The sequence below is a fragment of the Candidatus Aalborgicola defluviihabitans genome, from assembly GCF_016705985.1.
Lineage (GTDB): Bacteria > Pseudomonadota > Gammaproteobacteria > Burkholderiales > Burkholderiaceae_C > Allorhodoferax > Allorhodoferax defluviihabitans.
On sequence record NZ_JADJKN010000005.1, the window covers coordinates 502,041 to 524,288 of the forward strand.

Consider the following 22,248-nt stretch of genomic DNA (forward strand, 5'->3'; position numbering starts at 1 on the left):
GTCATCAGAAATCCATTACCACAGACAGGTTCACATGCCGCCCCGGCTGGGTATAGGCATCGGCCTGGGTTGTGGCATTGGCGGTGGTCAGCCCCTGCACATCCGACCAGAGCCAGTACTTGGCATCGGTCAGGTTGACGATTCCCGCAGTCACACGCAAGTCCTTGCGGACACGCCACTGGCCAGTAACATCCAACGTGGTCGCAGAAGGCACATTGGTGAACTGGGTACTACCGGCCTTGAGCCCGGCGGTGAGGTCCACATCGCTGGCATCTTTGGCAGCGCGATAGCGCAGGTCCATGCGCACGGACCAGGCGGCAGCATCGTAGTTCAACCCCATTGCCAGCATGGCGGGATCAATGGAATTCAGCGGCAGCCCAGTGGCGTTATCCCGCCCGCGGGTCATGCCATAGGCAAAAGGCGTACTCAAGCGGCCAGCACCCACCTGCCCCCAATCCATATTGCCCTTGAATTCAAAGCCCCAGATAGTGGCGTTGTCAACGTTAACGGTCTGGAACACATTGGGGTCCAATGCGGTGTTGGTGCCATTCAGGAACTTCTTGTCCACGATCAGTTCCCGGTAGTCGCCAGTGAAGGCGGCAACATCCAGGCTCAGACGCTGCAGGCGCGTGCGCAAGCCGAGTTCGACATTCTTGCTGGTCTCAGGTTTCAGGTCCGGGTTGGGCAGCAAGCGGGCATTGACACCAGGAGTGGGGTCAATGAAGCCGTTGAGTTGGGCTGCGTTGGGGGCGCGAAAGCCACTGGCGAAATTGCCGTAAACCGACCAGGTGGGTGACACACGGTAAAGGGCTCCCAGCTTAGGCGATGTGTTGACACCAGACATGGAGACGCCCGGTTTGGTGGCGGGCGGCGCAAAACCGTCCTGGCTAATGACGTCTACCGCAAATCGCTCAAATCGCAGACCCGGCGTAATGCTCCAACGGTCATTCGTAATTTCACTTTGTCCATACAACGCAGCGCTGCTGTCACGCGAATCAGGAAAGTACTTTTTGGGTACATAAGCGGCCAAGGGAGCGGGGTCAAAACCACCAAACCAGCTGGTTACGGTGGTACTCGCCAAATCCAACCCGTAGGTAAGCTTTTGTGCCCACTGGTCTGAAAGATTCACGGACTTGCTCGCCTGCACATTGGCCTGCCAAATATGCTCACCGTAGCTGGTGTCACGTACGCGCACGCCGGCATCGTTGCGCATCGTGCGGCCGTTGTCCTGCGCGTCGGAGTTCTGCAGGCTCACCACCGTTTGCAACTGGTCTGCCCAGGGAGACGAAAGCACATAGCGACTATCCCAGGTGAAACGATCCCGACGCGAAGTGTCAGCATCGGTTTCTCCGGCAACCAGCGCTTTGGTCGCGGTCGTAGTTGGCGGCGGTAGCACTGCGGCACGGCTGGACAGCAACTCGGTATCGCTGGACTTGCCAACATGCTCCAGGGTCAGAACGTGCTTTTGCGTGGCAGTCGGACGCAGCACCACTTTGCCCAACAGCGAGTCACCCCGGTCGGTCTGTGGATTGGGGCGTGTACGGGTTATATTGGGGGCATCATTGCTACCCATATTGTCCAGGGCTTGGGCCTTGTGCACGGAACCGGTAATCAGCCATTGCACCGCGTCGCTCGCACGCCCGGCAACGGTCGCCGCAACATTCAACCCCTGATCATCACCGCTCCAGTTGGTGGCCAGGCGACCCGCCAACACACCGTTGCCAGGCCCTGCACTTCTCAGAAAGTCAGCCGGTTCGAAAGTAATGAAGTTGACCAGCCCTGCCAGACCGTCCGAACCATACAGAACAGAGCTGGGGCCGCGTACCAGTTCGACCCGCTTGACGAGATCAAGCGAGAGAGCATCCCGTCCAAAAGCGTTGTTGCCATTAACGTAGCTGCTAGGCACCCGCGTACCGTCAATCAGCATGAGCACCCGGTTGCCACCGATACCGCGTATGTTGAAGCCCGCGTTGCCATCACGCCCGGTTGAATTGCCTGCACCGGTGACCGTGAAGCGTGCCGGAGCGCGCTTCACCGACACATTCGGATAGTCTTTAACCAAGTCTTTGATGTTGCCAACTTGCTTGTCTAACAGGTCACTGTCTGTCAGAACATCGATGGACATGGGCAAGTCGTCGCGCAATTGCTCACTGCGGGCCCCGCTGACAACCACCTGATTCAGGCTTGTTGATGGGCTTTCTGCATGGGCACCGAAAGTGGTGGAGCAAGCGAACGCAACCAGCATGGCAACAGGTTTCAGGCGCAAAGTCGGTAACGGATGGGATGTAAACACTCTTTTTAGTTTCAAAAAATGACGATGGTCAATTGTATTCAGCAGCACTTTAACCACGTTACCTGCATTCTGAGTTCAAATTGATCCAGATCAATGTTCCGGCAACCACTTTGCGAGACCATTGTCTTGTTCTCTTTCAACACTAACCGGGCGCCCATTGGGGCCATAACACCAAGAAAGTCACCATGAAGCATTTGAGATTAAAGAGTGTCGCTGCTGTATTGCTCACCAGCATGGCCTTGTCCGCTCAAGCACAGGCACCGACCGCACCGGTTGCGCCAGCTGAAAAGGCTTACCAAGCTGGTGATTCGTCTCCCGTCGGTGATGTACCCATGGTGCACAGCATTAACCCGAAGGCACCAACCATGACCGTCGCCGAGTTTGATGCGGCGCGCAAAATTTACTTCGAACGCTGTGCAGGCTGCCATGGCGTGTTGCGCAAGGGCGCAACTGGCAAACCACTGACCCCCGACATCACGGTGGCCAAGGGTACCGACTACCTCAAGGTATTTATTGCTTACGGATCGCCTGCAGGCATGCCCAACTGGCAAACATCCGGTGAGTTAACCGAAGCACAGGTTGACATGATGGCGCGCTACGTTCAGCACGAGCCGCCTCAGCCTCCCGAGTGGAGCATGGCCGACATGAAATCGACCTGGAAAGTTGCGGTGCAGCCCAAGGATCGGCCCACCAAGAAGATGAACAATTACAACATTGGCAACATCTTCTCGACCACGCTGCGTGACACGGGTGAAATTGCCTTGATCGATGGCGACACCAAGCAGATCATCAACATCATAAAAACCGGTTACGCCGTGCACATTTCCCGCACATCCGCGTCGGGACGCTACCTCTACGTCATTGGACGCGATGGCCGTGTCAACATGATCGACATGTGGATGCCCAAGCCCGACAACGTCGCAGAAATCCGCATTGGTCTGGAAGCCCGTTCAGTGGATACGTCCAAGTACAAGGGCAAGGAAGGTGACTTCACCGACAAGCTCGTCATTGCCGGCGCCTACTGGCCGCCCCAATTTGCCATCATGAAAGGTGACACACTTGAACCACTCAAGATCGTGGCGACCCGTGGCATGACCGTTGACACACAGGAATACCACCCTGAGCCACGCGTAGCTTCCATCGTGGCATCTCACTTCAAGCCCGAGTTCATCGTGAATGTGAAGGAAACCGGCAAAACCCTGATGGTCAACTACTCGGACGTGAACGCACTCAAAATCACGGAACTGGGCTCTGCTCGGTTCCTGCATGATGGCGGCTGGGATTCCACCAAACGCTACTTCATGGTCGCGGCCAACCAAAGCAACAAAGTCGGCGTGATTGACGCGAAGGAAGACAAGCTGGCTGCAATTGTTGATGTCGGCAAGATTCCACACCCCGGACGTGGTGCCAACTTTATTCACCCGAAGTTTGGCCCCGTTTGGGCAACCGGACATCTGGGTGATGAAACAATCTCCCTCATTGGTACCGATCCGGTGAAGCACAAGGCACAGGCATTCAAGGTTGTGCAAACGCTCAAAGGCCAAGGCGGTGGTGCCCTGTTTATCAAGAGCCACCCCAAGTCCAAGCACCTGTACTCCGACACGCCTCTGAATCCCGATCCAAAGATTTCGCAATCGGTCGCGGTCTACGACATCAACAACCTCGACAAGGGCTACACAGTTCTTCCGATTGCAGAGTGGGCTGGTCTCGCAGCTGACGGCGGTGCGCAACGGGTTGTACAACCTGAGTTCAACATGAATGGGGATGAAGTCTGGTTCGCCGTCTGGTCAGCCAAGAACAAGGAATCGGCCCTTGTCGTTGTCGATGACAAGACGCTGAAACTCAAGGCGGTTATCAAAGACCCACGCATCATTACGCCAACGGGTCACTTCAACATCAACAACACGCAGCACGACGTGTATTGATCTTCATGTCGGCAATGGGGTTAGCAATCGCTTCAACGCCGACCATCTAGGCCAATCGCAGAGTTGGTCCTTCAACGCCACCGCACAGTTGCCTTTTGCGCCTGTCCGGTTGGCGTTTTCTCATTTTGATACTGACTTTGTTGTTCTTGTTTTTCTTCCGATTGCCCTATGCAAGGGCCGCTTCGAATAACGAATGTGTCCAGGTTGTCGACCAGAATGAAAGCATCAACACACTACCAGCGGCCGTTAGTCGCCAGTTAACCGCACCCGCTACCTACATGGCACTGTCCGCTGATGGGTGCTGGTTGGCAGTTGCAACGGACACCCCCCCAACTCTATGGTTGTTTGATGGAGGCCTTCAGCTGAAAGTCCGCCACCTATCAACAACCCTGGACGGAAAGCATGCGTCTCAAATTAACTCAATCAAAGACAATCGGCTTCGTAAAAGCTTCATCGTCGGCCAGAAGGACATCCCGGAACTATGGGAAATCAGCTATGACGCAAATGCCGAACCCATCCATGATGGTTACGTGCACGACTACAGGATGGGTGAGTCCATAGCCAAACCGGGATTTTTGGGCATCCGCCGCACTCTATTGGAAGAACCGTTAGAGGTGATCCAGATAGAGTCGTCAGGCGTAAATGTACTGACTGCGCCCTACTCGGTAGAAGGCAAACAAGCGCCGGGCCATCCGCTGATTCAGGTCATCAACCTGAACATTCGCCGCAAAGTTGCGGAAATTCCTCAAGACTCCATTCGCGCCCAGCTCCCGCAAAACGTACGACGCACTAAAAATTAGTGCACGCCGTATCGCGCCAGCCGAGGCGCATCAATGATGCGAATGTCACGTTTGTCAATTTCAATCAGTTTTTCTTCTTCCAGTTCACGCAGTACCTTGGAAAAATACTCTGGTGTTAGTGACAGCCGGGAAGCAATGGTCGCCTTGGTAACCGGCAAGGACACCGTTATGACCTCACGGCTCGCGCAATCCTGGACTTCGTTGTCTCGTAACAAATACCCAATGACGCGCTGCATACCGCTGTGCAATGCGCCCGACTCAATGTCATGCACCAAACCATGCAGGCGACGCGAGATACCCGCCAGCATCTTCATGGAAAAACGCGGATCTCGTTCAATTTCCGCAACAATGGCGCGCTTGCTCACTTTAAGCAGTAACGTGGAAGACAAAGCCTCTGCATTCAGGATGTAGGCTTTTCCGGTAAACATCAGTGCTTCTGCAAAACTCTGCCCTGGACCAACCAGCTCAATCACTTTTTCATGCCCCGCAGGAGAAATGGCAAACAGTTTCACTTGCCCTGAAATCACGACATGGAACTCTTCGCAGGGCTCTCCGAACCGGAAAATGACGTCGCCCCGCGCCAAGCGCAGAACCTGGCACCCTTGCGCAGCCCGGCTCAACTCCAATGGCGACAAATCGCTAAACAGCGGCAGCACGGCAAGGAAACGCGGAATATTGAACTCATCTACTTCCATGGGTTTTCTCAGTGGTGGGCGGTTGGGTACGGAACGCCAAATTGTAAGCCGTGGTCAATACGGCACCGAAAACCCACCGTGAAACAAAAAAACCCGCATAAAGCGGGTTTTTTGAGTTCGAACGCTTACTTGAGCGACAAAATCCAGGCAACCAACTTCTTGGCGTCAGCTTCATTGACTTGTGCGTTAGCAGGCATGGGTACAGGACCCCAGACTCCAGAACCACCCTTGATGACCTTGGTGGCCAACATGTCGGCAGCCTTGGCATCGCCTGCATACTTCTTGGCGACGTCCTTGTAAGCTGGGCCCACAACTTTCTTGTCAATGGAATGGCACGCCATGCAATTCTTGGATTTCGCGAGCGCCTCGTCGGCAAACGCTGGGCTGGTCATAGCCAAAGTGGCAGCAGCAGACAATACAGCCAGAATAATACGTTTCATTTCTATTCCTCTTCGGTTAATTTGGGGGAAAGCTCTCGCGGATGAGCCGCAATCCCTCAACGGGACTAAGGTATCAGTGGTTGACCACTCCGCTGCTCAAGGATAGCAGAACCAGCAAAACCACAAATTGATCTAAATTAGCTTGCCTGGTTGTTTTTGTTGAGAACCCGCCCATCTATTGCCCAATATGCCCAATACCACTACCCCTAACGAACGCAAAAAGTCCCAAAATCCCAAATCGCTTTCAGGTTTGCTCCCTTTTTTGCGCCCCTACCGTGGACGCATTGGTTTGGCTATTGTGTTCCTTGTCTTGGCTGCAATGGCCACATTGGCGTTTCCTATGGCGCTGCGTGGCCTGATCGACGGTGGACTGGTTGTGGAGAACAAGGGCCAACAAGTCATGGCGCTGCGGGAGCACTTTGGCGCCCTGTTTCTTGTTGCTGTCGCCCTTGGCGTATTTTCCGCAGGACGTTTTTACATGGTGAGCTGGCTGGGTGAACGCGTGACCGCCGACCTGCGCAACGCGGTGTACCGCCACGTTTTAAAGCAAAGCCCCGAATTCTTCGAAACCACCCAAACCGGGGAAGTATTGTCGCGTCTCACGGTCGACACGACCCTGGTACAAACCGTAGTGGGCTCGTCGCTGAGCATGGGCCTGCGCAATCTGGTCATGGGCATTGGAGCATTGGGTATTTTGGTCTGGACCAACCCGTTGGTGATGTTTCAGGTGCTGGGCGTGCTGGTTTTGGTGGTAATTCCCAGCCTATGGTTTGGCCGCCGGGTACGCAAGCTGTCCCGCGCAAGCCAGGACCGTATTGCTGACTCCAGCTCCATCGCGGCCGAAGTGCTCAATGCCATACCGGTCGTGCAAAGCTATTCAGCCGAAGGACGGGAAGCCGCACGCTTCAATATCTCGACCAACAATGCCTTTGAGACGGCCGTACGCCGCTCCAAGGCACGTTCAGTGCTGGTCGCCTTCATCATCATCGCAACCTCTGCGGCGCTGCTTTGGGGTCTGTACCAGGGAACACAGGCTGTAATGGCAGGCCGAATAACAGCAGGCCATCTCGGACAAACGGTGTTCTACGTCATCATTTTGGCGAGCGCCTTCGCCATTCTGGGGGAGGTGTACGGCGACTTGCTCCGTGCTGCAGGTGCCACTGAGCGGCTGATGGAATTGTTGGGCACAAAGTCACCAATTGTTTCACCGGAAAACCCGGCTCTAGCCCTCGCACCCACTGGTGGAAGCGCTATCAAATTCGAAGCAATTCAGTTTCACTACCCATCACGCCCGTTGCAGCCTGCGTTGTCAGACTTTTCCATGACTGTCGAACCAGGACAGACCATCGCCTTGGTCGGCCCCAGTGGTGCGGGGAAGAGCACCGTATTTCATTTGCTCCTGCGGTTCTACGACCCCACCAGCGGCAAAATCATGGTCGATGGCGTACCAACGCAGAAAATGGCTTTGGATACGCTGCGCCAGCGGATAGGCATCGTGCCGCAGGATGCCGTCATTTTCTCCAACTCTGCCTTGGAAAACATCCGGTACGGCAAGCCTACAGCCACAGACGCAGAAGTAATATCCGCTGCGCAAGCGGCGTTTGCCCATGAGTTCATCACTGCTCTGCCCGAGGGGTACAAGACATTTTTGGGCGAGCGCGGCCTGCGACTGTCCGGTGGACAGCGACAGCGCATTGCCATCGCGCGTGCCATACTCAAAAATCCTCCGCTGCTATTACTGGATGAGGCCACGAGTGCCTTGGATGCCGAGAGCGAGCGCATGGTCCAAGCAGCCCTGGAGTCTGCCATGCAAAACCGCACAACTCTGGTGATCGCCCACCGGCTCGCGACCGTGCAAAAAGCAGACCGGATTTTGGTGCTGGATCATGGAAAACTGGTGGAACAGGGGACCCACGCGGAGCTGGTCGCACGGGGTGGCATGTATGCCGGACTGGCAGCGCTGCAATTTAACGCCTAAAACCCTGCGCAAATCGGCCATTCACAGGGAACATTGTGCCCATCAGCTCCCAGTATTCATTGCATTGGCTCTTTCAACGCCTGTGGCAAAGAAAAAGGCAAAACGTAAATCCCGTCCTCTAACAAAGTCAGTGTCTCTTCACGGGTAGCGGTACCACGTATACCGCGAATTGGCGTTTCACCGTAATGGATTTTCCGTGCTTCTTCGGCGAAACGATCACCAACATCCGCGGTGTGCGCGAGCACGTGGCGGGCCATCGCAAACCAAACGGACGTAACGTCCGATACGCCGATGGTAGGCACTGGTTGCTCTTGTTTTCCATGCAAACGTTCCCCACGCCCGGACCGCATGAAACGCGGAGCACTCACCTGTTTGGTCACCGATGGGTCGCCACAGGCAGGACACAATATCTGTAAAGCCTGATTCTGAGCAACAAATTCAGTTTCTGAGGCAAACCACCCTTCGAAGGTGTGCCCCTGCGCACAAAGGAGGTTGAGCACTTTCACGATTACGCCCCATCAGCCGCCAACTGCGTCAGCGGACTGCCAATTGAGATTCCAGACGCCATTCAACACATTTTGCAGCCACAGTGCACCCACTAGAGTCTTGGCATCGGTAACACGGCCATCGCTGCACCATTGCAATAACTCGGAAGGCGAAGCCGTGATGACGTCGAGAAATTCGCCAGCATCAAGATGACGCTGCCCACAAACCAAGCCTCTGGCAAACCAAATGTCAATGAATTCGGTGGAGTATGCAATGACCGGGTGCATCTGCCCTGCCCGCGCCCATTCGGCTGCGTAGTAGCCTGTTTCTTCCTGCAGTTCTCTTTTGGCGCACGCGAAAGAAACCTCACCGGCATCCAACTTACCAGCAGGAAACTCGACCATCACGCGATCAACAGGGTATCGAAACTGTCGTTCTAACACGACCCGCAGGCTGCCATCTTCGATCTGCAACAATGGTATGACCATGACCGCGCCTGGATGAACAACGTATTCCCGAACCGTTGAACTGCCATCTGGAAGTTCAACGGTATCCTGAAAAGCGTGAAGAAAGCGGCCTTTGAAAACCACTTGGCTGGATTGCTGTGTCTCAATCAAATGACGATCGGTCATGTCAAGTCCAGCAACACGGAGACTTCACTCAACACGCTCATACCCTAAAGCACGGAGGCACGATTTCGTATTCAGCGGGTATATTGCGAGTCAAGTACCCAGCATCCGCCGAACAGCGTTTCCACACAGCGCCAACAGTCCACCAGGCAACAGACCCAATCCCAGTATCAAGGCACCATTCAAGCACAGAACAATGCGGACATCCAACGGCGCTACCACACTGCTAGCGGTAATTGGACTGTCAAAATACATCACCTTGATCACTCGCAGGTAGTAGAACGCGCCTATCAGAGACATGAGCACCGCAAAAACTGCGATCGCCAAATGAATATTCTGACCAGACGCTATCAAGGCCTGCAGCACTGCAAGTTTTGCATAAAAGCCGACCAAAGGCGGAATACCGGCCAGAGACAGCAAACAAACAGCCATCACACCAGCATAAAGAGGACTGCGTTGGTTGAGCCCTGCCAAGTCCGCAATTTCTTCGCTCTCAAAGCCTTCCTGTGACAACAACAGCAAAACACCGAAACTGGCCAATGTAGTCAGCACATAGGTGACCACATAGAACATGGCTGAACTGTACGCATTGGCTGCAAACGACAAAGCGTCACCATTCACTACGCCAGACATAAGACCCAACAAAACAAAGCCCATTTGCGAAATCGTTGAATACCCCAACATGCGTTTGAAATTTGTCTGCGCAATCGCCACCAAGTTACCAACCACCAGCGAACCAATCGATAACACCAGCAGCATTTGTTGCCAATCAAAAGCCAGTGGCAACATCCCTTCGACCAGCAGACGCATGACTATGCCAAACGCAGCCAATTTGGGCGCGCCACCAATCAACAGCGTTATGGCAGTTGGGGCACCTTGATAGACATCAGGAATCCACATGTGAAAAGGCACCGCACCCAGCTTAAAGCCAAGACCTGCCACAACGAACACCAGGCCAAAAACCAACACTTGGTGACGAATCTGTCCAGAAGCAATGGCCTTGAACATGGTAGTGATGTCTAACGTACCTGTGGCGCCGTAGAGCATGGACATCCCGTACAGCAAAAAACCGGATGCCAAGGCTCCCAGTACAAAATACTTCATGGCCGCCTCAGTTGCCGTTGCATTGTCACGGCGCAAAGCCACCAGCGCATAGCTGGAAAGAGTTAACAGCTCCAGTCCCGTGTAAATTACCAGCAGGTTGTTGCCAGAAATCATGACGGACATGCCCAGCAAAGCAAACATGCTGAGAGTAAAAAATTCGCCCCCGCGAAGCATGCCACGGTGTCCGGCATAAGGTCGGCCGTACACCAACGTCACCATCACGGCCACGGTTGCAAAGCATTTGAGCCAGTTCCCCATGGGGTCACTAACCACCATGTTGCCAAAAGCATAAATGGTCGTTTCGCTCAACGCCAGGTCAGCCTGCATGTAGGCAACAACCGCCAGGGTCAACAACGTAAACACATAGGTGGTGCCGCGCATCGGACTCTTGATACCCAAGTCCAGCAAAGCAATGACACACGCCATTACCAGCAAAACAATATCGGGGTAAACAGCGATCCAACTGAGTTTGTCAATCATCGTTCATCTCTCAATTCAGTTTGATCAATTCAACTTCGAAACAGCAACATGTTTAAGCAGTTGCGCAACCGAAACGTCCATCACATCCGTGAAGGGTTTGGGGTAGACACCCATCCACAATACGGCAATTGCCAGCAATGCAAGCATGAGGAACTCACGCACATTGATATCCTTGAGTTCCTTGACATGGTCGTTGACCACCGGCCCCAGGTAAACACGCTTGAACATCCACAGGCTGTAAGCGGCGCCAAAAATCAACGCGCTTGCTGCACCAAAACCGATCCAGAAGTTGAACTTGACTGCAGCAAGAATCACCATCCACTCTCCGACGAATCCAGCAGTGCCTGGCAATCCGCAATTCGCCATTGCAAAAAACAAGGCAAAAGCTGCAAATTTGGGCATAGTGTTGACAACACCGCCGTAGCTGGAAATTTCACGGGAGTGCATCCGGTCGTACAGCACACCGATGGTAAGGAACATGGCGCCCGAGACGAAACCGTGTGCAATCATCTGCACCAGACCACCAGAAACACCCAATTCACTAAAAATAAAGAACCCCAACGTCACAAAACCCATGTGTGCCACAGACGAATAAGCAACCAGCTTCTTCATATCCTGCTGCACCATGGCCACCAGACCAACGTAAACAACTGCGATCAATGACAGTGCAATCATCAGCCAAGCCCACTCATGGGCAGCGTCGGGAGCAATCGGCAGGGAAAACCGCAAAAAACCATAGGCACCCAACTTGAGCATGATGGCCGCCAGAACAGCAGAACCACCGGTAGGCGCTTCAACGTGCACATCGGGCAACCAGGTATGAACTGGCCACATGGGGACCTTCACCGCAAACGCCGCAAAAAAGGCAAAAAACAGCAAGGTCTGCGTAGTGCCGTCCAGTTGCAAAGTCTGCCAAGTCGCAACATCAAAGCTGCCACCCGATTTGGTGTACAGGAATATCATGGCAATCAGCATCAGCAAGGAACCGAGCAAGGTGTACAGAAAAAACTTGAACGCTGCGTAAATCTTGTTTGGCCCACCCCAGATACCAATGATCAGGTACATAGGAATCAAGGTAGCTTCAAAGAAAACGTAGAACAGCAAGCCGTCCAGAGCAGAAAATACGCCGATCATGAATCCACTCAGAATCAGAAACGCGCCCATGTATTGGTTGACTCGCCGGGTAATTACCTCCCAGCCAGCGATGACTACTATCACATTGATGAAGGCAGTCAGAAGTACAAACCACAGCGAAATTCCATCCACTCCCACGTGATATTTCACATTAAAACGTTCTATCCACGAATAATTTTCAACAAACTGCATTGCAGCTGTGGTGGTGTCGAATTGGCTGTACAAAGGCAGCGTGAGCACAAAGCTGGCGACTGCGCCAAACAAAGCGATCCAGCGCACCATTTGTACCTGCTCATCACGGCCCAATGCCAGCAATACCACGCCGAACGCAATGGGCGTCCAAATCGCAAGGCTCAACAATCCCATGTTCTTTTTCTCCTACGTGCGAAAAACGAAGTACGTCATCAACACGAATATCCCCAAAATCATGACCATCGCATAGTGGTACAGGTACCCTGTTTGCACCTTACGCACTACGCTGGAAACCACGCCAATCAGCTTCCAGGAGCCATTGACGATGCCACCATCAATGATGGCTTGATCTCCTACTTTCCAAAATGCTCTGCCCAAAGCTTGTCCACCCTTGACCACAATGTTTTCGTTGATCCAATCCATGTAGTACTTGTTTTCCAACAGGATGAAAATGGGCATGAACGTACGCTTGATCGCGGCCGGCCACTCTGGCTTGAGCATGTAAAAGACGTAGGCCAACAGCACGCCAGCCGTTGCCAACAACAAAGGCAAACTGGTAAGAGAGTGCATTGCCATCTGCATCGGGCCATGAAACGCATGTTTCAACTCTTCCATGGCCGGGTGCAATTCGGAGTTCACAAAGATCGAGTCCTTGAAGAAATCACCGAATAGCATGGGACCAATTGCAAGATAACCAATCACCACCGATGGAATCGCCAGCAACACCAACGGCACGGTCACGACCCAGGGTGACTCATGCGGATGGTGGGCGTCGCCGTGATGGTCGTCATGACCGTCATGGTGTCCATCGTGGGCATCAGGATTTTGATCGAATCGCTCCTTGCCATGAAACACCAGAAAGTACATCCGAAAGGAGTAGAAAGCTGTAACAAACACGCCTGCCAAAACTGCAAACTGTGCGAAACCAGCCCCTGGCAGGTGACTCTCCATGACCGCTTCAATAATGCTGTCCTTGGAATAGAAACCTGCAAAAAATGGCGTACCGATCAGAGCCAACGAACCAAGCAATGAAGTGATCCAAGTGATGGGCATGTACTTGCGCAGTCCTCCCATCCAGCGAATATCCTGATTGTGGTGAACGCCCATGATCACGGAACCAGCGGCCAGGAACAACAAGGCCTTAAAGAACGCGTGTGTCATCAAATGGAATACCGCCACCGAATAGGCAGAAGCTCCGAGTGCAACGGTCATATAACCCAATTGGGACAATGTGGAATAAGCGACCACGCGTTTGATGTCGTTCTGAACAATGCCCAAGAAGCCCATGAACAGCGCCGTAATGGAACCAATAACCATCACAAAACTCAACGCGGTATCACTCAATTCAAAGAAAGGCGACATGCGCGCCACCATAAAAATACCGGCCGTCACCATCGTCGCAGCGTGAATCAGCGCGGAAATGGGGGTTGGGCCCTCCATCGAGTCTGGCAACCATATATGCAAAGGGAACTGTGCCGATTTACCCATGGCACCAATGAAGAGGCAAATGCAGATTACGGTGACCAGCATCCAATCGGTTCCGGGCAAATTCAACGCGGACAGTTCTGCTGATTTTGCAAAAGCCTCCGCGTAGTTCAACGTGCCAGCAAAGCTTGCAATCAAGCCAATCCCGAGAATGAAACCGAAGTCCCCCACGCGATTGACCATGAAGGCCTTCATATTGGCGAATATGGCAGTAGGCTTGTTAAACCAAAAACCGATTAGCAAGTACGAAACCAAGCCTACGGCTTCCCAGCCGAAAAACAGTTGCAGCATGTTATTGCTCATAACGAGCATCAACATGGAGAAAGTGAAAAGGGAAATATAGGAAAAGAACCGGTTGTAGCCTTCGTCTTCTTCCATGTAACCGATGGTGTAGATGTGAACCATCAGGGAAACGAAGGTCACGACGCACATCATCATGGCCGTCAGACCGTCAACCAGAAATCCCACCTCCATCTTGAGACCACCCACTACCATCCACGTGTAGATGGTTTCGTTGAAGCGAGCGCCATCTTGCACCACAGATTGCAAGGTCAAGGCCGACACAATGAAGGCAATCAGCACGCCCAATATGGTTACCGTGTGACTGGCACGGCGGCCAATCACATTTCCACCAAATTTGGTGCCCAAAATACCTGCGAGAACAGAGCCCACAAGCGGTGCCAATGGCACGATCAGCAAATTGGAAACAGACAGGGTTTGGCTCATATCTTAATTAACCCTTGAGCGTGTTGAGGTCGTCCACGCTAATGCTGGAGCGATTGCGAAACAGCAGAACCAGAATGGCCAAACCAATAGCGGATTCAGCAGCTGCCACCGTCAAGATGAAGAAAACGAATATCTGCCCATTCATGTCGTGCAGGTAATGGGAGAACGCCACAAAATTGGTGTTCACAGCCAATAGCATCAACTCGATAGCCATCAACAAAACAATCAGGTTGCGTCGATTCAAGAAAATACCAATTACCGAGAGCGCAAAGAGGATCGCACCCAAAGTGAGAAAGTGCCCTAATGTCAAAGTCATTTTTGTTCCCCCTCGCTTGAGACTGCGGGCGCCGAGACTGGCGGGGCTTTGGTCGATACCATTTTCAACACTTGCAAACGATCCCGCGCCTTGACGCGTACCTGATCGTAAGGATTGACATATCGGGTGTCCTTACGCGACCGCAGTGTCAAGGCAATCGCCGCAATCATGGCTACCAGCAAAATGGCAGCGGCAACCTCAAGCGGATATAGATACTGCGTGTACAGCAACTTCCCCAACTCTTTTGCATCCGACACCCTGGGCGCGCCGGGTACCATTGCAATTACTTCGTTCGGACCTTCCGTGACTCTGAAACCACCCATCAGAACGGTTGCCATTTCAAGGGCAATCAACACGCCAACCAGGGCAGCGACGGGAAAATGCTTCCAAAAACCCACACGCAACTCTTCAGTTTTGACGTCAACCATCATGACGACAAACAAAAATAGGACCATCACCGCACCGACGTACACCAAAATCAGTATGAGTGATAGAAACTCTGCCTTGAGCAGCATCCAGATCATGGAGGCTTGGAAAAAGGTTAGGACCAAAAACAAAACCGCATGAACTGGGTTGCGCGCCGTAATTACACGAAACGCAGCCACCAGCATGATGGTTGAAAACAGATAGAACAAGCCAGTCGTAACGCTCATGATTCAAATTCTTTCTTGCAGCATTTCAACGATATTTGGCGTCTGCCTGCCTGCTTGCTGCAATCTCACGTTCGTAACGATCGCCGACCGCCAGCAGCATGTCCTTTGTAAAGTAGAGATCCCCACGCTTTTCACCGTGGTACTCAAAAATATGGGTTTCGACGATGGAGTCCACTGGGCAGCTTTCTTCGCAGAAACCACAGAAAATACACTTTGTCAAATCAATGTCATACCGCGTGGTACGACGAGACCCATCTGCCCGAACATCCGACTCAATCGTGATCGCCATCGCAGGACAAACTGCTTCGCACAACTTACAAGCGATGCACCGCTCTTCACCGTTTTCGTACCGGCGCAAAGCATGCAACCCACGGAATCGCGGAGACTGTGGTGTTTTTTCTTCGGGGTATTCCAGCGTGATCTTGCTTTTAAAGGCATATTTGCCTGTGAGCGCCATCCCTTTGAATAACTCGACCAAAAGAAAACTGGAAAGAAAATCTTTCAACGAGAACTCACTCACTGCGGGTGTATTAGCAGTCGGCGTTGTTGGCATAGGCATAGGCATCTCGAATTACTTCCAAATGTTCCAAGGAGTTTGCATCCACACCCCAATGAATACCAACCAAACCAATGTCACGGGAATGAATATTTTCCAGCCCAAGCGCATGATCTGGTCGTAACGGAACCGTGGAAAAGTCACGCGGACCCAAATGAAAACCGTCATGACAAAAAAGGTTTTTAAACCAAGCCAGATCCAACCCGGGATCCAGTTAAACAGTGCGCTATCAATCGGTGACATCCAGCCACCAAAAAACATTGTTGTTGTCAGGATCGAAATCAACCAAATATTCGCATATTCAGCCATCTGGAACATGGCCCATGACATGCCCGAATACTCAACCATATGCCCGGCAACGATTTCCGATTCGCCCTCGATCACGTCAAAAGGTGTTCGGTTGGTTTCGGCCAAACCCGATACAAAAAAGATGACAATTATGGGTAACAGCGGTAGCCAATTCCACGACAGGAAATTGAGGCCCATTTCAGCAAAATGGCCTTTTGCCTGCCCCGCCACGATGTCCGACATGTTGAGGCTGGAAGAAACCATCAGCACGACCAAAAAGCAAAATCCCATGGCGATTTCATAGCTCACCATCTGGGCGGAGGCACGCATGGCCCCCAGGAATGCGTATTTGGAGTTTGAAGACCATCCCGAAATAATGACCCCGTACACTTCCATCGATGCGACGGCCATCAAAAACAGTAGCCCCGCATTAAGATTGGCCACTGCCACTTCCGGACCAAAGGGAATAACGGCCCAAGCCGTCAGCGCAGGCGCCACGCACATGACGGGGCCAAGATAAAAGAGGAATTTATCTGACGCTGCAGGACGAACAATCTCCTTGGTCATCAACTTCAACGCATCAGCAATAGGTTGCAATAGCCCCCACGGACCGACACGGTTCGGGCCCAGGCGAATCTGCGCCCAACCCAACACTTTTCGTTCCCACAAGGTGGCATACGTGACGGCAGTCAAAACAACCGCCAGAACCGGCAAAATCTTGAGCAACGCCCACACAATAGGCCAAGCCAACTCCACCCACCACGCTTGCGCAGTCAGGCCCAGCCCGAAGTTATATATTGCATCAATCATGCGACCACTCCCGCTTCAGATTGCAGTGTTCCCGCTGCACGACCATCCGCTGTCAGTTGCAGCGACGTCGAGCGACGAACAATACTGTCTAACTGATAAATCGCGGCCACACAGGGCTCCCCGATCATGCTTGCAGCGTTTGTTGACTCTGTCCCACAGTCGTTACTCAACCGCTCGGACGGCGCATGTGTAGATATCTCGCCTGCGCTTTGCAAATGCGTGTGTTCCAAAATCTCCTGCGCGGACTCAAATTCGAAACCCGGCAGGTCCAGGATATTGGCCAAGGTACGCAAAACTTTCCATGCAGGACGCGCTTCACCCAGTGGCTTAACAACCGCATAGAAACTCTGCACACGTCCTTCAGCATTGACAAACGTACCAGGAGTCTCGGTAAATGGCGCGATAGGCAGCAAAACATCGCTGAATTCCATATTCGCTTTGAACGGACTCAGGGTCACAACCATCTCGCATTGCTTCAACACCTTTGACGCTAGTACACCAGCGGCTGAATCAAACTCTGGTTCGGTGTTCAGTAACACAAGCGCTTTGACACCACCAGACAACATTTGTCCAGCATTTAGACCGCCTGCGCCAGGAAGCGCGTTCACCAATTGCGCCCCGACAGTGTTGGCTGCTTCAGTCAAGTAACCAACCGAAGCACCCGTTTGGTCACCAATCCAATTGGCCAAAATGAGCAGCTGAGAAGCCTGTGCATGGTGAGCTGCGGCATTGCCTAGCAGCACCGCTTTGCGTTCACCACCCATTAACGACTGGGCAATTTTCTTTGCGATTTCCGTCACATTGCCAGACTGTGGAGCGGCAACACCTTTTGCCACCGCGATGGCGGTAGCGATATCCGCCAAAGCTTGAATCCACTCTGCAGCTGTTACGGATACTGTGTTGCGAACGGACATGGCCCAATTCACAGAACCAGCTCCAACCACATTGACCTCGCATCCAACACGAGCGGCCTGACGAACACGTTGCGCAAACAGAGGGTGGTCCTTGCGAAGATTGGAGCCTACAACCAGAACGCGTTGCAGAGAAGACAAGGTTGCAATCGGCATCCCCAACCAGCGCGCACCAGCCTGAACAGGTTCGAACTCAGCATTACGCATTCGATAGTCGACATTTTCACTGCCCAAGCCGCGAACCAAAGCCCCGGCCAGATACAGTTCCTCCAGCGTGCTGTGCGGGCTTACCAAAGCTCCAATCGACGCAGCACCGTGCGCCGATTTAATATTCTCCAAACCATGGGCAACATATTCCAGCGCAGTCTTCCAGTCCACACTGTTCCAAACACCACCTTGCTTGAGCATCGGGGTTGTCAGACGCTCTTCACTGTTCAGGGCTTCATAGGAGAAGCGATCACGGTCCGCAATCCAGCATTCATTAACCGCATCATTCTCCAGTGGAACCACTCGCATCACCTTGTTATTCTTGACCTGAATAATCAGGTTGGCCCCTGTGGAGTCATGTGGGCTCACTGATTTGCGACGTGACAGCTCCCAAGTGCGAGCACTGTAGCGAAAGGGCTTGCTCGTCAATGCTCCAACCGGGCAAATGTCAATCATATTGCCGGACAGTTCAGAGTCGACACTCTGACCAACAAAAGTCTCAATCGCGGCATGTTCACCGCGATTCGACATGCCGAATTCCATCACACCGCCAATTTCCTGGCCAAAACGCACACAGCGTGTGCAGTGAATGCAACGGGTCATCTCCTCCATGGAGATCAGGGGGCCGACATCCTTGTGAAATACAACACGCTTTTCTTCTTCGTAACGCGATGTGCTTGCGCCGTAGCCAACTGCGAGATCTTGCAACTGGCACTCACCACCCTGGTCACAAATAGGGCAATCCAGTGGGTGGTTGATCAGCAAGAATTCCATCACCGACTTCTGCGCCTTGACCGCCTTGTCGCTCTTGGTGCGGACCACCATACCCTGGGTTACCGGTGTTGCACACGCAGGCATTGGCTTTGGCATCTTCTCCACGTCCACCAAGCACATACGGCAACTGGCCGCAATGCTCAGCTTCTTGTGGTAACAGAAGTGGGGAATGTAGGTTCCTGCTTTCTCAGCCGCATGCATGATCATGCTGCCTTCAACAATTTCAACCTTCTTGCCGTCGAGTTCGATTTCAATCATCTTGGAGCTCACTCAAACGTAGGCTGGGACCATGCAGGTCTTATGCTCAACGTGGTACTCAAATTCGGGTCTGAAATGTTTGATCATGGCGCGCACCGGCATGGCTGCGGCATCACCCAAAGCACAAATCGTGCGCCCCATGATGTCGGACGCCACGCTGTCGAGCAGATCCATATCTGCAGGGCGACCCTGTCCATTTTCGATACGGTCCACCACGCGTGAAAGCCAACCCGTTCCTTCGCGACACGGCGTGCATTGACCACATGACTCATGCATGTAGAAGTAGCTCAGACGTTGCAGGCTTTTCACCATGCAGCGGCTGTCGTCCAGCACAATCACCGCTCCCGAACCCAGCATGGAGCCAGCTTTGGCTATCGAGTCGTAATCCATCGTGCAATCCATCATGATGGACGCAGGCAATATGGGCGAAGAAGAACCGCCAGGAATGACGGCCTTTAACTGGCGTCCGCCGCGCACGCCACCCGCCAATTCCAACAACTTGGAGAAAGGTGTTCCCATGGGAACTTCAAAGTTGCCTGGCAGTTCCACGTCACCACTGACCGAGTAAATCTTGGTGCCGCCGTTATTAGGCTTGCCGCACTCAAGATAGGCCTGTCCACCATTGCGAATGATCCATGGCACCGCAGCAAACGTCTCGGTGTTGTTGATGGTGGTGGGCTTGCCATATAAACCAAAACTGGCGGGGAAAGGCGGCTTGAAGCGGGGTTGGCCCTTTTTGCCTTCCAGCGATTCCAGCAATGCGGTTTCCTCGCCGCAAATGTAAGCACCAAATCCATGGGCCGCATGCAATTGGAAACTGAAGCTACTGCCCAAGATATTGTCACCAAGCAACCCGGCCGCACGCGCTTCTGCAAGCGCTTCTTCGAAACGATCGTACGCCGAAAAGATTTCACCATGAATGTAGTTGTAGCCAACCGAAATACCCATGGCGTAGGCGGCAATTGCCATCCCTTCAATCACAATGTGCGGATTGAATTCCAAGATGTCGCGGTCTTTGCAAGTACCGGGTTCACCCTCGTCCGAGTTGCAAACCAGATACTTCTGGCCGGGGAACTGGCGGGGCATAAAGCTCCACTTCAAACCCGTTGGGAAACCGGCGCCACCACGTCCGCGCAGCGCGGATTCCTTGACCGTAGCGATCACTTGATCCTGGGTCATGGCCTCCGCAGCATCAATTCCCAGCACTTTGCGCAACGCCTGATATCCACCACGCGCCACATAGTCCTTCAGGCGCCAATTCGCACCATTCAGATCAGCAAGAATTTGCGAGTTGATGTGACGGCCATGGAAACAGGTTTGCGCGCCAGTGGCGCGAAATTGGGACAGGATATGCTGCGCCGTCATCATTTGCCTCCCGCCGCTCGCAAGCCGTCGACCAACTGGTCCAATTTTTCGGGTGTCATAAAGCTGCACATGGAGCGGTCATTTACCAGCATGACGGGGGAGTCTGCACATGCACCCAAACACTCGCTTTGCTGTAGTGTGAACAGGCCATCCGGCGTGGTTCCACCCATGGAGATACCCAGCTTCTTTTCCAGATACTGCAACGTACTCACGCCATCACGCAGTTGGCAGGGCAAATTGGTACAAACATTGAGCTTGTATTTCCCAACGGGACGTTGGTTGTACATGTTGTAAAACGAAGTCACCTCACAGCTATCGGCGCCATGCCAAGGTACTCAGCAACCAAACGTTCACTGTCGGAACTCACGTGCCCCAATTCCTGTTGAACGATGGCCAAACAGGCCATGACGGCTGACTGCTTCTGATCTGCGGGGTACTTGGCAACCTCGCGGTCAAATCGCAACTTGGTTTCATTGGAAATCATCGATCCACTTCCCCAAACACAATATCCATAGTGCCGATGATGGACACGGCATCCGCAATCATGTGACCCTTGCCCATTTCATCCAGCGCCGCAAGGTGCACAAACGCCGGCGGACGAATCTTCATCCTGTAAGGCTTATTGGCGCCGTCACTAATGATGTAGATACCGAATTCACCTTTGGGATGCTCAATGGCGGCGTAAGCTTCGCCCTTCGGTACGCGAAAACCTTCAGTGAACAACTTGAAATGGTGAATCAAGTCTTCCATGTTGGTCTTCATGGATTCGCGATCCGGCGGTGCAACCTTGTGGTTGTCTGTAATGACAGGACCGGGATTGACCCGCAACCAATCCACACATTGCTTAATGATGCGGTTGGACTGCTTCATCTCTTCCATGCGAACGAGATATCGGTCGTAGGTATCCCCAGTCTTACCAACAGGAATATCAAAATCCAGCTGGTCATAAACCTCATACGGCTGTTGTTTGCGCAAATCCCAGGCCACGCCAGAGCCACGCAACATAGGGCCAGTGAATCCCAGATTCAGCGCACGCTCCGCAGTAACGACGCCAATACCAACCGTGCGCTGCTTCCAGATCCGGTTATCCGTCAAAAGCGTGTGGTACTCCGCCAGATAGGTCGGAAACCGGCTTGTGAAATCATCAATGAAATCCAGCAAGCTGCCACCACGGTTGCTATTCAACCGCTCGGTTGACTTGGCGCTACGTACTTTGTTGGACTGGTGCGTCGGCATGACGTCCGGCAGATCGCGATACACACCACCGGGACGAATGTAGGCTGCATGCATTCTGGCACCGCTGACGGCCTCATAGGCATCCATCAGATCTTCCCGTTCGCGGAACGCATAAAGCATTACGGTCATTGCACCGTTGTCAATCGCGTGGGCGCCAACCCAAAGCAGGTGGTTCATTAGCCGCGTAATTTCGGCAAACATCACGCGGATGTATTGCGCCCGAATTGGCACTTCGAGCCCCAGCAATTTTTCGATGGCCAAGCAATAGGCCTGCTCGTTACACATCATGGACACGTAATCGAGCCGGTCCATATAGGGAAGACTTTGCAAATACGTTTTGCTTTCGGCCAGTTTTTCAGTCGCACGGTGCAACAGCCCAATGTGCGGATCCGCACGCTGGATCACCTCGCCGTCGAGCTCAAGGACCAGGCGCAAAACGCCGTGTGCAGCGGGGTGCTGCGGTCCAAAATTGAGGGTGTAGTTTTTTATCTCAGCCATGCACTCAAC

General features: G+C 53.1%; 18 protein-coding genes and 1 pseudogene. 3 read left to right on the forward strand and 16 right to left on the reverse strand.

Annotated features, from left to right (window positions below; translation table 11 throughout):
- Positions 1-4 precede the first annotated feature (4 nt).
- Entirely contained in the window at positions 5-2,266 is a 2,262-nt protein-coding gene (locus tag IPI80_RS07130) for a TonB-dependent hemoglobin/transferrin/lactoferrin family receptor (RefSeq protein WP_413858549.1), read from the reverse strand.
- A 212-nt stretch (positions 2,267-2,478) separates the two neighbouring features.
- Here IPI80_RS07130 and IPI80_RS07135 point away from each other — a divergent pair, with 212 nt between their 5' ends.
- Together IPI80_RS07135 and IPI80_RS07140 are read left to right on the forward strand one after the other, a co-directional pair.
- The gene (locus IPI80_RS07135) at positions 2,479-4,218 is read left to right on the forward strand and encodes a cytochrome D1 domain-containing protein (protein ID WP_413858551.1); all 1,740 of its coding nucleotides are present in this window, start codon (positions 2,479-2,481) and stop codon (positions 4,216-4,218) included.
- Between the two features lie 278 nt (positions 4,219-4,496).
- The gene (locus tag IPI80_RS07140; RefSeq protein ID WP_413858553.1) at positions 4,497-5,018 is read left to right on the forward strand and encodes a cytochrome D1 domain-containing protein; all 522 of its coding nucleotides are present in this window, start codon (positions 4,497-4,499) and stop codon (positions 5,016-5,018) included.
- Here the strand turns inward: IPI80_RS07140 and IPI80_RS07145 are convergent.
- Both IPI80_RS07145 and IPI80_RS07150 read right to left on the reverse strand, forming a co-directional pair.
- Positions 5,015-5,713, reverse strand: a complete 699-nt coding sequence (locus IPI80_RS07145; RefSeq protein ID WP_413858555.1) for a Crp/Fnr family transcriptional regulator — start codon at positions 5,711-5,713, stop codon at positions 5,015-5,017. The two genes, IPI80_RS07140 and IPI80_RS07145, sit on opposite strands and share 4 nt — an antisense overlap.
- Positions 5,714-5,838: 125 nt before the next feature.
- Positions 5,839-6,153 carry a c-type cytochrome gene (locus IPI80_RS07150; protein WP_413858557.1) on the reverse strand — a complete coding sequence of 105 codons (315 nt, stop codon included), beginning with the start codon at positions 6,151-6,153 and terminating at the stop codon, positions 5,839-5,841.
- Between the two features lie 187 nt (positions 6,154-6,340).
- Here IPI80_RS07150 and IPI80_RS07155 point away from each other — a divergent pair, with 187 nt between their 5' ends.
- Positions 6,341-8,131: an ABC transporter transmembrane domain-containing protein gene (locus tag IPI80_RS07155; RefSeq protein ID WP_413858559.1), complete on the forward strand. Its 1,791-nt coding sequence runs from the start codon at positions 6,341-6,343 to the stop codon at positions 8,129-8,131.
- A 56-nt stretch (positions 8,132-8,187) separates the two neighbouring features.
- Here the strand turns inward: IPI80_RS07155 and IPI80_RS07160 are convergent, their stop codons facing one another.
- The 13 genes and pseudogenes from IPI80_RS07160 to IPI80_RS07220 form a co-directional block, all read right to left on the reverse strand.
- Positions 8,188-8,637 (reverse strand): DUF1178 family protein, encoded by a 450-nt coding sequence (locus tag IPI80_RS07160; RefSeq protein WP_413858561.1) that lies wholly within the window; start codon positions 8,635-8,637, stop codon positions 8,188-8,190.
- 12 nt (positions 8,638-8,649) lie between these two features.
- Positions 8,650-9,249 carry an NUDIX domain-containing protein gene (locus IPI80_RS07165; protein ID WP_413858563.1) on the reverse strand — a complete coding sequence of 200 codons (600 nt, stop codon included), beginning with the start codon at positions 9,247-9,249 and terminating at the stop codon, positions 8,650-8,652.
- A 90-nt stretch (positions 9,250-9,339) separates the two neighbouring features.
- Entirely contained in the window at positions 9,340-10,830 is a 1,491-nt protein-coding gene (nuoN, locus tag IPI80_RS07170) for an NADH-quinone oxidoreductase subunit NuoN (RefSeq protein ID WP_413858565.1), read from the reverse strand.
- 24 nt (positions 10,831-10,854) lie between these two features.
- The gene (locus tag IPI80_RS07175) at positions 10,855-12,330 is read right to left on the reverse strand and encodes an NADH-quinone oxidoreductase subunit M (RefSeq protein WP_413858567.1); all 1,476 of its coding nucleotides are present in this window, start codon (positions 12,328-12,330) and stop codon (positions 10,855-10,857) included.
- A 12-nt stretch (positions 12,331-12,342) separates the two neighbouring features.
- The gene (nuoL, locus tag IPI80_RS07180) at positions 12,343-14,367 is read right to left on the reverse strand and encodes an NADH-quinone oxidoreductase subunit L (protein WP_413858569.1); all 2,025 of its coding nucleotides are present in this window, start codon (positions 14,365-14,367) and stop codon (positions 12,343-12,345) included.
- Positions 14,368-14,374: 7 nt separating this feature from the next.
- A complete protein-coding gene (gene nuoK, locus IPI80_RS07185; RefSeq protein WP_413858571.1) occupies positions 14,375-14,683 on the reverse strand; it encodes an NADH-quinone oxidoreductase subunit NuoK in 309 nt (102 codons plus the stop codon).
- On the reverse strand, positions 14,680-15,336 hold the full coding sequence (locus IPI80_RS07190; RefSeq protein WP_413858573.1) for an NADH-quinone oxidoreductase subunit J: 657 nt from the start codon (positions 15,334-15,336) through the stop codon (positions 14,680-14,682). The genes nuoK and IPI80_RS07190 overlap by 4 nt, the downstream gene beginning before the upstream one ends.
- A gap of 25 nt (positions 15,337-15,361) precedes the next feature.
- Positions 15,362-15,889, reverse strand: a complete 528-nt coding sequence (nuoI, locus tag IPI80_RS07195) for an NADH-quinone oxidoreductase subunit NuoI (RefSeq protein WP_413858575.1) — start codon at positions 15,887-15,889, stop codon at positions 15,362-15,364.
- Between the two features lie 18 nt (positions 15,890-15,907).
- Positions 15,908-16,990, reverse strand: coding sequence for an NADH-quinone oxidoreductase subunit NuoH (gene nuoH / locus IPI80_RS07200; RefSeq protein ID WP_413858577.1), 1,083 nt, complete (start codon positions 16,988-16,990; stop codon positions 15,908-15,910).
- Positions 16,987-19,140, reverse strand: a complete 2,154-nt coding sequence (nuoG, locus tag IPI80_RS07205; RefSeq protein WP_413858579.1) for an NADH-quinone oxidoreductase subunit NuoG — start codon at positions 19,138-19,140, stop codon at positions 16,987-16,989. The genes nuoH and nuoG overlap by 4 nt, the downstream gene beginning before the upstream one ends.
- Before the next feature lie 12 nt (positions 19,141-19,152).
- Positions 19,153-20,508: an NADH-quinone oxidoreductase subunit NuoF gene (gene nuoF, locus IPI80_RS07210; protein ID WP_413858581.1), complete on the reverse strand. Its 1,356-nt coding sequence runs from the start codon at positions 20,506-20,508 to the stop codon at positions 19,153-19,155.
- Positions 20,505-20,989: pseudogene (gene nuoE / locus IPI80_RS07215) on the reverse strand (NADH-quinone oxidoreductase subunit NuoE). The gene nuoF and the pseudogene nuoE overlap by 4 nt, the downstream one beginning before the upstream one ends.
- Positions 20,986-22,239, reverse strand: coding sequence for an NADH-quinone oxidoreductase subunit D (locus tag IPI80_RS07220; RefSeq protein ID WP_413858583.1), 1,254 nt, complete (start codon positions 22,237-22,239; stop codon positions 20,986-20,988). The pseudogene nuoE and the gene IPI80_RS07220 overlap by 4 nt, the downstream one beginning before the upstream one ends.
- Positions 22,240-22,248: the final 9 nt, after the last annotated feature.

Excerpts from the sequence above, each read along its gene's own strand:
- IPI80_RS07135 (WP_413858551.1), top strand. The coding sequence starts at position 2,479 with ATGAAGCATTTGAGATTAAAGAGTGTCGCTGCTGTATTGCTCACCAGC.
- IPI80_RS07140 (WP_413858553.1), top strand. The coding sequence starts at position 4,497 with ATGGCACTGTCCGCTGATGGGTGCTGGTTGGCAGTTGCAACGGACACC.
- IPI80_RS07145 (WP_413858555.1), bottom strand. The coding sequence starts at position 5,713 with ATGGAAGTAGATGAGTTCAATATTCCGCGTTTCCTTGCCGTGCTGCCG.
- IPI80_RS07150 (WP_413858557.1), bottom strand. The coding sequence starts at position 6,153 with ATGAAACGTATTATTCTGGCTGTATTGTCTGCTGCTGCCACTTTGGCT.
- IPI80_RS07155 (WP_413858559.1), top strand. The coding sequence starts at position 6,341 with ATGCCCAATACCACTACCCCTAACGAACGCAAAAAGTCCCAAAATCCC.
- IPI80_RS07165 (WP_413858563.1), bottom strand. The coding sequence starts at position 9,249 with ATGACCGATCGTCATTTGATTGAGACACAGCAATCCAGCCAAGTGGTT.
- nuoN (WP_413858565.1), bottom strand. The coding sequence starts at position 10,830 with ATGATTGACAAACTCAGTTGGATCGCTGTTTACCCCGATATTGTTTTG.
- IPI80_RS07175 (WP_413858567.1), bottom strand. The coding sequence starts at position 12,330 with ATGGGATTGTTGAGCCTTGCGATTTGGACGCCCATTGCGTTCGGCGTG.
- nuoL (WP_413858569.1), bottom strand. The coding sequence starts at position 14,367 with ATGAGCCAAACCCTGTCTGTTTCCAATTTGCTGATCGTGCCATTGGCA.
- nuoK (WP_413858571.1), bottom strand. The coding sequence starts at position 14,683 with ATGACTTTGACATTAGGGCACTTTCTCACTTTGGGTGCGATCCTCTTT.
- IPI80_RS07190 (WP_413858573.1), bottom strand. The coding sequence starts at position 15,336 with ATGAGCGTTACGACTGGCTTGTTCTATCTGTTTTCAACCATCATGCTG.
- nuoI (WP_413858575.1), bottom strand. The coding sequence starts at position 15,889 with ATGCCAACAACGCCGACTGCTAATACACCCGCAGTGAGTGAGTTCTCG.
- nuoH (WP_413858577.1), bottom strand. The coding sequence starts at position 16,990 with ATGATTGATGCAATATATAACTTCGGGCTGGGCCTGACTGCGCAAGCG.
- nuoG (WP_413858579.1), bottom strand. The coding sequence starts at position 19,140 with ATGATTGAAATCGAACTCGACGGCAAGAAGGTTGAAATTGTTGAAGGC.
- nuoF (WP_413858581.1), bottom strand. The coding sequence starts at position 20,508 with ATGATGACGGCGCAGCATATCCTGTCCCAATTTCGCGCCACTGGCGCG.
- IPI80_RS07220 (WP_413858583.1), bottom strand. The coding sequence starts at position 22,239 with ATGGCTGAGATAAAAAACTACACCCTCAATTTTGGACCGCAGCACCCC.